This is a genomic window from Staphylococcus sp. HMSC34G04 (genome assembly GCF_001838765.1).
Taxonomy (GTDB): domain Bacteria; phylum Bacillota; class Bacilli; order Staphylococcales; family Staphylococcaceae; genus Staphylococcus; species Staphylococcus epidermidis.
In genome coordinates, this window is the sequence record NZ_KV838714.1 from 1 (window position 1) to 10,286 (window position 10,286).

Annotated in this window: 10 protein-coding genes and 2 tRNA genes; all 12 read left to right on the forward strand. The window is 31.1% G+C overall.

Annotated features, from left to right (window positions below):
- Positions 1-70 precede the first annotated feature (70 nt).
- The 12 genes from HMPREF3241_RS12935 to fumC all read left to right on the forward strand — a co-directional run bounded on the left by HMPREF3241_RS12935 (position 71) and on the right by fumC (position 10,172).
- Positions 71-145 (forward strand) — tRNA-Gly (locus HMPREF3241_RS12935).
- Positions 146-185: 40 nt separating this feature from the next.
- Positions 186-269: transfer RNA gene (locus tag HMPREF3241_RS03470), tRNA-Leu, on the forward strand.
- A 315-nt stretch (positions 270-584) separates the two neighbouring features.
- Positions 585-1,433: a trypsin-like serine peptidase gene (locus HMPREF3241_RS03475; protein WP_002457889.1), complete on the forward strand. Its 849-nt coding sequence runs from the start codon at positions 585-587 to the stop codon at positions 1,431-1,433.
- Positions 1,434-1,659: 226 nt separating this feature from the next.
- Complete coding sequence (locus HMPREF3241_RS03480) at positions 1,660-2,718, forward strand: PTS sugar transporter subunit IIC (protein ID WP_020360852.1); 1,059 nt, start codon at positions 1,660-1,662, stop codon at positions 2,716-2,718.
- Positions 2,719-2,958: 240 nt separating this feature from the next.
- On the forward strand, positions 2,959-4,416 hold the full coding sequence (locus HMPREF3241_RS03485; protein WP_002457887.1) for an ABC transporter substrate-binding protein/permease: 1,458 nt from the start codon (positions 2,959-2,961) through the stop codon (positions 4,414-4,416).
- Positions 4,409-5,131 carry an amino acid ABC transporter ATP-binding protein gene (locus tag HMPREF3241_RS03490; RefSeq protein WP_002446766.1) on the forward strand — a complete coding sequence of 241 codons (723 nt, stop codon included), beginning with the start codon at positions 4,409-4,411 and terminating at the stop codon, positions 5,129-5,131. The genes HMPREF3241_RS03485 and HMPREF3241_RS03490 overlap by 8 nt, the downstream gene beginning before the upstream one ends.
- A 347-nt stretch (positions 5,132-5,478) precedes the next feature.
- Complete coding sequence (gene queG / locus HMPREF3241_RS03495) at positions 5,479-6,609, forward strand: tRNA epoxyqueuosine(34) reductase QueG (RefSeq protein ID WP_002476052.1); 1,131 nt, start codon at positions 5,479-5,481, stop codon at positions 6,607-6,609.
- The gene (gene trmL, locus HMPREF3241_RS03500; protein ID WP_002446764.1) at positions 6,606-7,076 is read left to right on the forward strand and encodes a tRNA (uridine(34)/cytosine(34)/5-carboxymethylaminomethyluridine(34)-2'-O)-methyltransferase TrmL; all 471 of its coding nucleotides are present in this window, start codon (positions 6,606-6,608) and stop codon (positions 7,074-7,076) included. The genes queG and trmL overlap by 4 nt, the downstream gene beginning before the upstream one ends.
- A gap of 157 nt (positions 7,077-7,233) precedes the next feature.
- The gene (locus HMPREF3241_RS03505; protein WP_020364054.1) at positions 7,234-7,833 is read left to right on the forward strand and encodes a 6-phosphogluconolactonase; all 600 of its coding nucleotides are present in this window, start codon (positions 7,234-7,236) and stop codon (positions 7,831-7,833) included.
- A 23-nt stretch (positions 7,834-7,856) separates the two neighbouring features.
- Positions 7,857-8,039, forward strand: a complete 183-nt coding sequence (locus HMPREF3241_RS03510; protein WP_020361957.1) for an SAS053 family DNA gyrase inhibitor — start codon at positions 7,857-7,859, stop codon at positions 8,037-8,039.
- 151 nt (positions 8,040-8,190) lie between these two features.
- Entirely contained in the window at positions 8,191-8,595 is a 405-nt protein-coding gene (locus HMPREF3241_RS03515; protein ID WP_070846328.1) for a hypothetical protein, read from the forward strand.
- Between the two features lie 191 nt (positions 8,596-8,786).
- Entirely contained in the window at positions 8,787-10,172 is a 1,386-nt protein-coding gene (fumC, locus tag HMPREF3241_RS03520; protein ID WP_020361955.1) for a class II fumarate hydratase, read from the forward strand.
- The last annotated feature ends 114 nt before the right edge of the window (positions 10,173-10,286 follow it).

Sequence of the window (10,286 nt, forward strand, 5' to 3'; positions counted from 1 at the left end):
TTAGAACACATTCCTTCCCGGAATGAGATATAGGTGCAAATCCTATCTTCCGCTCCAATTTTAATATTATGCGGGAGTAGTTCAACTCTCAGAACACATTCCTTCCCGGAATGAGATATAGGTGTAAATCCTATCTTCCGCTCCATTATTTACTTCCATTGGGAAGTTTTTTGTTTATATATTGAGCCGGTGTGGCGGAATTGGCAGACGCGCGGGACTCAAAATCCCGTTCCTTTATTGGAGTGTCGGTTCGATCCCGACCACCGGTATAAATTCAAATTTTTTTAGAGTGAAAACATTGTAAGTTTAATGTTTTCACTTTTTTTATTTTTTAAGAGCTAATTGTTATTTATCATTTGATAGTCTCTAAAATTTTATAAATAAGTAAGTTACTAATAATTGTGTCCAAATTCTTATAAAAAATATTTAAATAAATAAGTATAATATTTAATAAAATGCAAACAGATAGGGTTTTTATTTTAACATTTAGGAATTTAATCACATATTTTTTCAGTTTATATATATAATTTAATTATAACAGCTGTTATTAAAAAACAATTTTTATAATTTTTGGAGGTTATCATATGAAAAAGAGATTTTTATCTATATGTACAATGACAATTGCAGCGTTAGCAACTACTACAATGGTAAATACTTCTTATGCAAAAACCGATACACAAAGCCATAATCATTCCTCACTTGGCACAGAAAACAAAAATGTTTTAGATATTAATAGTTCGAGCCATAATATTAAACCAAGTCAAAATAAAAGTTACCCAAGTGTAATATTGCCTAATAATAATAGACATCAAATTTTTAATACTACACAAGGTCATTATGATGCTGTTAGTTTTATTTATATACCAATAGATGGTGGATATATGAGTGGTTCAGGTGTTGTTGTAGGTGAAAATGAAATATTAACTAATAAACACGTCGTTAATGGAGCTAAGGGTAATCCAAGAAATATTAGTGTCCATCCTTCAGCTAAAAATGAAAATGACTATCCTAATGGCAAATTTGTGGGTCAAGAAATCATACCGTATCCTGGTAATAGTGATTTAGCAATCTTAAGAGTGTCACCGAACGAACATAATCAACATATTGGGCAAGTAGTTAAACCTGCAACTATAAGTAGCAATACAGATACTAGAATTAATGAAAACATCACTGTTACTGGTTACCCTGGTGACAAACCGTTAGCCACAATGTGGGAAAGTGTAGGTAAGGTTGTCTATATTGGTGGCGAGGAATTAAGATATGACCTAAGTACTGTAGGTGGAAACTCTGGATCTCCAGTATTTAATGGTAAAAATCAAGTTATTGGAATACATTATGGTGGCGTAGATAATAAATACAATAGCAGTGTTTATATAAATGATTTCGTTCAGCAATTCCTAAGAAACAATATACCTGATATAAATATTCAATAATTAAATTTAGTTTTTATAATATATATAGTGTATGCATCCATTGGTTAAATGTACAATTTAACCTTGGATGCTTTTTTTATCTAATAAGTAAATGTTAAATATTATCCGTATATAAGTATAATTGCTCACTTTTCTTTAATTATTGACATGAAATTTGATATTAAATGATTGTTTATATTTCGTTTCTATAATACGATTAATTTAATGTTTTAAATGGAGGTTTAACATGAGTCATTCGCAAATCAATGGAAAGCGATTTTTTAACAACATTTTGAATGCAGTAGGTGCAGGTGTAGTTATTGCATTATTACCTAATGCCTTATTAGGTGAATTATTAAAATTCTTTAAAGAAGGTAATCATGTACTAGAAACGATTTTTCAGCTAGTAACAATCATACAATCTTTTATGGCTTTTATTATAGGAGTTCTTGCTGCGCACCAATTTAAATTTAAAGGTACAGGTGCTGCAATAATTGGTATTTCAGCAATGCTAGGTTCTGGAGCAGTACACTATAATGGACAAACAATTGAATTAAAAGGAATTGGAGATATTATAAATGTAATTTTAGTAGTTATATTAGCTTGTTTCATTTATATGTTTTTAGAAGGTAAATTAGGTTCCTTAGAAATGATTATTTTACCCGTTTTAGTTCCTGTAATTAGTGGATTAATAGGGTTATTAACATTACCTTACGTTCAAGTCATTACGCAGTCACTAGGAAAATTAGTAAACAGGTTCACAGAATTAAATCCATTATTAATGTCTATATTAATTTGTGTAACATTTTCTTTATTAATGGTAACTCCAATCTCGTTAGTTGCTATAGCAACAGCAATTAATCTTACTGGTTTAGGAAGTGGTGCTGCAAATATGGGAATAGTTGCAGCTTGTGTAACCTTTTTATTTGGATCTTTAAGAGTTAATTCTCTAGGAGTTAACGTGGTATTACTCATAGGTGCTGCTAAAATGATGATTCCTGTTTACTTAAAGCATTTAATTATAGCTATTCCATTGACAATTAATGGAGTCATATGTGGTATAGTTGCATATATTTTAAAAATTAAAGGGACTGCACTATCTGCTGGTTTTGGTTATACTGGACTGGTTGGTCCCATCAATGCATTAAACCGTATGTCGGGAAATCCATCTATGAATATTATTTTATTAGCTATTGGATATTTCGTTATACCATTTGTATGTGCCTTTATTGTACATAAAATTTGTAAAAAAGTATTAAGTACTTACAGTGATGAGATTTATAAATTTGAAATCTCAAAAGATTAATTTTAATTATTATATTAGGAATTAGTGTATGATATATAACAAACTCTTTGCTTTTTCTTAAGTTATAAGCTGAAATTTGAATAACTTAATGAACATATTTATTAAGTTTAGATAGCATAGAATACCCGAGATACTCAATGTCTCGGGTATTTTTTTATACAATATTTGGAAATCTAATTGCGCACGTATGAGTATTTATGTATAATAATGTATAATTATTAAAAAAGGAGGTTAAAAACAATGAAGTGTTTGTTCAAAATGTTATCAATCATAATATTAATGTTAAGTACTTTCACGTTATTTATCAGTCCGAGTACATATGCAAATGAAGATGAAAATTGGACTAAAATTAAAAATCGAGGAGAACTAAGAGTTGGATTATCAGCTGATTATGCACCTTTAGAATTTGAAAAGACGATACATGGTAAAACTGAATATGCAGGTGTAGATATAGAATTAGCTAAAAAAATTGCGAAAGATAATCATTTAAAGTTAAAAATTGTAAACATGCAATTTGATAGCTTATTAGGTGCACTTAAGACCGGTAAAATCGATATTATCATATCCGGTATGACGACAACTCCCGAACGAAAAAAAGAAGTGGATTTTACAAAACCTTACATGATTACAAACAATGTGATGATGATTAAAAAAGATGAAGCAAAACGTTATCAAAATATCAAAGATTTTGAAGGCAAAAACATAGCTGCACAAAAAGGAACAGATCAAGAAAAAATTGCACAAACTGAGATTGAAGATAGTAAAATTTCTTCGCTCAATAGATTACCTGAGGCTATATTATCTTTAAAAAGTGGAAAAGTAGCGGGTGTAGTTGTTGAAAAACCAGTAGGTGAGGCCTATTTAAAACAAAATTCTGAACTAACATTTTCAAAGACTAAATTTAATGAAGAAAAGAAACAAACATGTATAGCTGTTCCTAAGAACTCTCCTGTACTTTTAGATAAGTTAAATCAAACAATTGATAATGTAAAAGAAAAAAATTTAATTGATCAATACATGACAAAAGCAGCCGAAGATATGCAAGATGATGGAAATTTTATTTCTAAATATGGCAGTTTTTTTATTAAAGGAATTAAAAATACTATTTTGATTTCATTAGTAGGTGTGGTATTGGGGTCTATTTTAGGCTCTTTTATAGCTTTATTAAAATTAAGTAAAATTAGACCATTACAATGGATAGCAGGTATATACATAGAATTTTTAAGAGGTACTCCAATGCTTGTGCAAGTGTTCATTGTATTTTTTGGGACTACTGCAGCTTTGGGGTTAGATATTTCAGCTTTAATTTGTGGTACTATTGCGCTTGTTATAAATTCTTCAGCCTACATTGCTGAGATTTTTAGAGCTGGTATTAATGCTGTAGATAAAGGACAAACTGAAGCTGCTAGAAGTTTAGGAATGAATTATAGACAGACTATGCAATCAGTAGTTATGCCACAGGCAATTAAGAAAATTTTACCTGCTTTAGGTAATGAATTTGTAACCTTGATTAAAGAATCGTCTATAGTTTCCACAATTGGAGTGAGTGAAATCATGTTTAATGCACAAGTTGTACAAGGAATATCTTTTGATCCATTCACACCATTGTTAGTTGCAGCATTACTATATTTCTTACTTACATTTGCACTTACACGTGTTATGAATTTTATTGAAGGGAGAATGAGTGCCAGTGATTAATATTAAAAATTTAAATAAAAAATTTGGAGCAAATGAAGTATTGAGAGATATTAATCTTACTGTTGATAAGGGTGAAGTGGTTGCAATAATTGGACCATCTGGAAGTGGTAAAAGTACTTTACTCCGTTGTATGAATTTGTTAGATGTACCTTCAAAAGGTAAAGTTATATTTGAAGATAATGAATTAACCCAACATAATGTTCAATTAGATAATTTACGACAAAAAATGGGTATGGTATTTCAAAATTTTAATTTATTTCCTCATAAAAAGGTCATTGAAAATGTAATGTTAGCACCACTTTTATTACATAAAGATAGTAAAGATCAATTAAAAGAGAAAGCTTTATATTTACTTGAAAAAGTGGGGCTTAAAGATAAAGCAGATTCATATCCTAATCAACTGTCTGGAGGTCAAAAACAAAGAGTTGCTATTGCAAGAGCTTTGGCAATGGAACCTGATGTTATGTTATTTGATGAACCAACATCTGCACTTGATCCTGAAGTAGTAGGGGATGTTTTAAAAGTAATGAGACAATTAGCGAATGAAGGTATGACAATGGTGATTGTCACGCATGAGATGAACTTTGCTAAAGAAATAAGTGATAAAGTGGTATTTATGGCCGATGGTGTTGTGGTTGAATCTGGTACACCACAAAACATATTTGAAAATCCTCAACACAGTCGAACTCAAAATTTTTTATCACGAGTGTTATAAAATTTATATTTTCTTATGATAAAAGTTAAAGTTTACTATTCTCAGTTAGCGAATTTGTTATAGTGACATCATTTTAAACTTTTAAAAGAGAAATAGTATATCGTAAAAATACTTATAGAAGTTTGGAAACAAATCCTTTTCTTAAGATTGAATTGATAAATAGTGTTAAAGTTATCTAAAACATGCATTTTTAAATCTAAATATCGATAAACTACACAATTTTGAAAGCCTATGATAATGATTTATATCATAGGCTATATTTTTTAATCATTACAATATTATGCCAACTCTGATACATAATCTTATGTTAGAATAGCATATGTAATTTTAAAAAGGTGGCAAAGCTTATGAACAATAAACTAAAAAAAGAAATTATAGACTTTGCTCATTCTATAGGCATTGATAGTATTGGATTTACAACTGCAGATCCTTTTGATGAATTGAAACAAAAATTAGAGGAATATCATGCAAAAGGGTACGCATCGGGTTTTGAGGAATCAAATATATCATTACGTACAGAACCTAAACTAAGTTTACCTAGCGCACGTTCTATCATCGCAATAGCTGTGGGTTATCCTAATAAACTTAAAGGTGCACCAAAAAGTGTTAAAGGTGATCGTCGAGGCATGTTTGCTAGGGCATCATGGGGCCAAGATTATCACAGCATTATGCGTAAGAGACTTGATAAATTAGCTGATTTCATCAAAGAAAAAGTACCTGATGTCGAAATCCAATCTATGGTGGATACTGGTGTATTGTCAGATAGAGCAGTAGCAGAAAGAGCTGGGTTAGGATTCACGGGTAGGAATGGATTTGTGATTTCTCCGGAATTAGGGACTTGGTCTTACCTAGGTGAAATGTTAGTAAGTATACCGTTTGAACCTGATGATCCATTATTAGATAGTTGTGGTGACTGTACAATTTGTGTTGATCGTTGCCCAACAGGTGCACTTGTTGGAAATGGTCAGTTAAATAGTCAAAAATGTATTAGTTTTTTAACTCAAACTAAAGGTTATCTTCAAGATGAATATCGATATAAAATTGGAAATAGATTATATGGGTGTGATACGTGTCAACAAGTTTGTCCTAAAAATCGTGGTATCAATACTCAGCATGATGATATTGTCTTGGAACCGGAAATTTTGAAGCCACGTCTTGTACCTTTACTTCAAATGAGCAACAAGAAATTCAAAAGTACATATGGACATTTAGCAGGTGCTTGGAGAGGTAAAAAACCAATACAAAGAAATGCTATTATAGCTTTGGCACATTTTAAAGAAGAAAGTGCTATACCAGAACTAAAAGAAGTTGCATTAAATGATCCAAGACCTATGATTAGAGGTACTGCATATTGGGCAATTGGACAAATTTTAGAGGATGATGCTATACCTTTTATTGATGCGCATTATGAAAATGAGATTGAAGAAGTGCAGATCGAAATGAAAAAAGGTTTGCAAATGAGGAGAGAACAAAAATGACGAATCATATTGTACTATATCAGCCAGAAATACCAGCAAATACAGGAAATATTGCACGTACTTGTGCAGGGACTTTAACCCATCTTCATCTAATTAAACCGCTCGGCTTTAGTACTGAAGACAAAATGTTAAAACGTGCAGGACTTGATTATTGGGAGCATGTTAATATTACATATCACGATAGTATTGAAGAATTTTTTGCTAATACTGAAGGTCACTACTATTTATTAACAAAATTTGGTAAACAAACCTACAGCGATTTTAATTTTTCTAATACTAATGAGGATTATTATTTTATCTTTGGTAAAGAAACTACTGGTCTTCCTGATTGGGTTAAGGAGAAATATGCAAAAACAGCTCTAAGAATTCCAATGAGTGACAATATACGTTCTCTTAATCTTTCTAATACTGCTGCTTTACTGATTTACGAAGCTTTGAGACAACAAGATTATCCTAACCTTTCATAATTAATGTTAATAAATAAAGTAAATGCAAGATAAACCCAAGAAATGTTATATTAATTGTGAACTAATAAAAAATAATAGTTTGATAATTAATACAAAGGGTATACTTTAAATTAAATCGACTTAATTAAAAGAGCAAACTTAGAGGAGTGTAGTTAACATGGCAATGAATTTTAAAGTATTTGACAATAGTGAAAAAGTAGCAGAATATACTGCAGATATTCTACGTAAGCAGTTTAATAATAATCCAACTACTATTGCAGGATTTCATTTGGGCAAAGAACATGCACCAGTGTTTGATGAACTTAAGAAAAATGTGGAAAATCATGCAGTTGATTTCAGTCAAATAAATATTTTAGATTATGATGATAATCATTCTTATTATGAGGCTTTGGGTGTGCCAACAGGCCAAATTTATTCAATTTCTTACGAAAATGATGCAATTGACTTTATCTCAGATAAGATTAAGACTAAAGAAAATAAGGGAAAACTGACAATGCAAGTCCTTACGATTGACGAAAATGGCAAACTTGACGTTAGCGTTCGTCAAGGTTTGATGGAAGCTAGAGAAATTTTCTTAGTTATTACTGGTGCTAATAAACGCGATATGGTAGAAAAACTTTACCGTGAAAATGGTAAGACTAGTTTTGAACCATCGGATTTAAAAGCACACCGTATGGTCAATGTTATCTTAGATAAAGAAGCGGCTGTAGGCTTACCTGAAGACGTAAAAGAGTACTTCACTGCACGTTTTGCATAAAATAAATTTGTGAGGGATGAATGATGGCGAACAAAAAAGATTCCAAATTAAATTATCATGAAGAAGAAAACGCTATGGTGACTGACTTAGATGATTTAAAAGAATTAGGAAAAGAGATGGAACAGATTTCACAGGAAAATGATGAAGAAAAATTAAGTCAACCTCATGATAACGAAGTTCGTTCAGATTTTAAAAACAGTAAATAGATTTCATAAAAATCCAGTAGCTTATCAGTATGTTAAGTTATTGGATTTTTGCATTGTATTATCTTTCACACGATTTGTTATAAAAATATTCACTCCTTTTGATTGGTTATGATATGATACTTACAGTCATTAACACAAGGAGATTAATTAAATGTTAAGAAAATACTGGATTCACTTTGTTATAGTTACTGTTATAGTGAGTTTATTATCTATAAAAGGTTTTCCACTTGCTTTAGGCGCTTTATACTTGCCACTATTGTTCAAAATTGTGCAACTTCAACTTAATTTATCAAAAGGTCTTATTGATAATGTCAATGCACATACATTTATAAAAAGTAATCAGTCTGGTGTGATGATCAGTGTGGTTTGTTGTCTATTAATAACGGGAGTTTTGACATACACCTTGGATGATTTTTATGATGAATTACCAGGAGTTTTAGGTATTTTAGTAAGTATAAGTCCTGTCACTCTCACTATAGGTGTGATACTATTTGTTTTAACTGCAATTGCTATTGTTCAGGCTACTAAAGCAAAATATCAACAACCTAAGAATTAAATAAGTATGAAGTAAATTAATATTTTAATATATGAGTCTTAAATGAGCATGAAAAAATTCATTTAGGACTCATTTTTATTTTATTAGGGAAATATTCTATTAAATGAAAACGGTTTATTTCAACATTGCTCATACAATTTAAATAGTGCTATACTACAATTAAACAAACAACAATAGGGGGAGCGATATAAATGTCAGTCAGAATTGAACATGATACATTTGGAGAAATTGAAGTACCAGAAGACAAATATTGGGGTGCACAGACTGAAAGAAGTAAACGAAATTTTCCAGTCGGCAAAGAGCATATGCCTATAGAAGTCATATACGGATTTGCTCAACTAAAAAGAGGTGCAGCCTTAGCAAATCATGAATTAGGAAAATTGAGTGATGAAAAAAAGAACGCCATCGTTCATGCTTGTGATCGTATTTTAAATGGAGAACTAGATAATCATTTTCCACTTGTGGTTTGGCAAACAGGTAGTGGTACTCAAAGCAATATGAATGTAAATGAAGTCGTAAGCTATGTAGCTAATGAATACCTTAAGAAACATGGAAGTAAGGAAACTATCCATCCAAATGATGATGTAAATAAATCTCAAAGTTCAAATGATACATTTCCTACAGCCATGCATGTCGCATTGTTCCATGAAATTGAAACTAAGTTAGAGCCAGCACTTAACCATTTACGTCAAACTTTTAAAGAAAAAGAAAACCAATATCAATCAATCATTAAAATTGGACGCACACATTTGCAAGATGCAACGCCTATTAAATTAGGTCAAGAGATAAGTGGTTGGCGCTATATGTTAGAAAAATGTGAGCAATTACTATCAGAATCAAAAAAGCATATTTTAAATTTAGCAATTGGTGGCACTGCAGTAGGAACGGGAATTAATGCTCATCCAGAATTTGGTCATAAAGTAGCTAAATATATTTCCAAAAACACAGGGTATGCTTTCGTATCATCTGAAAACAAATTTCATGCTTTAACTTCTCATGATGAGATTGTACAATTACATGGTACATTAAAGGCGTTAGCGACAGATTTAATGAAAATTGCAAATGATATTAGATGGCTAGCCTCTGGACCGCGTGCAGGTCTTGCTGAGATTTCAATTCCAGAAAATGAACCCGGATCTTCTATTATGCCAGGAAAAGTAAATCCAACACAATGTGAAATGTTAACTATGGTAGCAGTACAAGTCATGGGGAATGATACGACGGTAGGTATCGCAAGTTCACAAGGTAATTTTGAACTAAATGTATTTAAACCGGTAATTATGCATAACACTTTACAATCTATCTACTTATTAGCAGATGGAATGAATACCTTTAATAAAAACTGTGCAATAGGTATTCAACCGATTGAAGAAAACATTAATAATTATTTAAATCAATCATTAATGCTAGTTACGGCTCTGAATCCTCATATTGGATATGAGAAAGCAGCTCAAATAGCTAAAAAGGCACACAAAGAAGGACTTACTTTAAAAGAATCTGCAATAGAAAGTGGATATGTAACTGAATCACAATTTGAAGAGTGGATAAAACCAGAAGATATGGTAGACCCACATTAATTTTCTAGATTATAAAAATTACGGTTAAAAATAAATCTTTACGATTTGAGTTGGACAATAAAAGTGGTGCAAAATTGAAAATGAGGCTGGGACATAATTCCTAGCAAAATAGCC

What these genes read in the sequence shown, in the direction of transcription:
- HMPREF3241_RS03475 (WP_002457889.1), top strand. Translation starts at nt 585, where the DNA reads ATGAAAAAGAGATTTTTATCTATATGTACAATGACAATTGCAGCGTTA.
- HMPREF3241_RS03480 (WP_020360852.1), top strand. Translation starts at nt 1,660, where the DNA reads ATGAGTCATTCGCAAATCAATGGAAAGCGATTTTTTAACAACATTTTG.
- HMPREF3241_RS03485 (WP_002457887.1), top strand. Translation starts at nt 2,959, where the DNA reads ATGAAGTGTTTGTTCAAAATGTTATCAATCATAATATTAATGTTAAGT.
- queG (WP_002476052.1), top strand. Translation starts at nt 5,479, where the DNA reads ATGAACAATAAACTAAAAAAAGAAATTATAGACTTTGCTCATTCTATA.
- trmL (WP_002446764.1), top strand. Translation starts at nt 6,606, where the DNA reads ATGACGAATCATATTGTACTATATCAGCCAGAAATACCAGCAAATACA.
- HMPREF3241_RS03505 (WP_020364054.1), top strand. Translation starts at nt 7,234, where the DNA reads ATGGCAATGAATTTTAAAGTATTTGACAATAGTGAAAAAGTAGCAGAA.
- HMPREF3241_RS03510 (WP_020361957.1), top strand. Translation starts at nt 7,857, where the DNA reads ATGGCGAACAAAAAAGATTCCAAATTAAATTATCATGAAGAAGAAAAC.
- HMPREF3241_RS03515 (WP_070846328.1), top strand. Translation starts at nt 8,191, where the DNA reads ATGTTAAGAAAATACTGGATTCACTTTGTTATAGTTACTGTTATAGTG.
- fumC (WP_020361955.1), top strand. Translation starts at nt 8,787, where the DNA reads ATGTCAGTCAGAATTGAACATGATACATTTGGAGAAATTGAAGTACCA.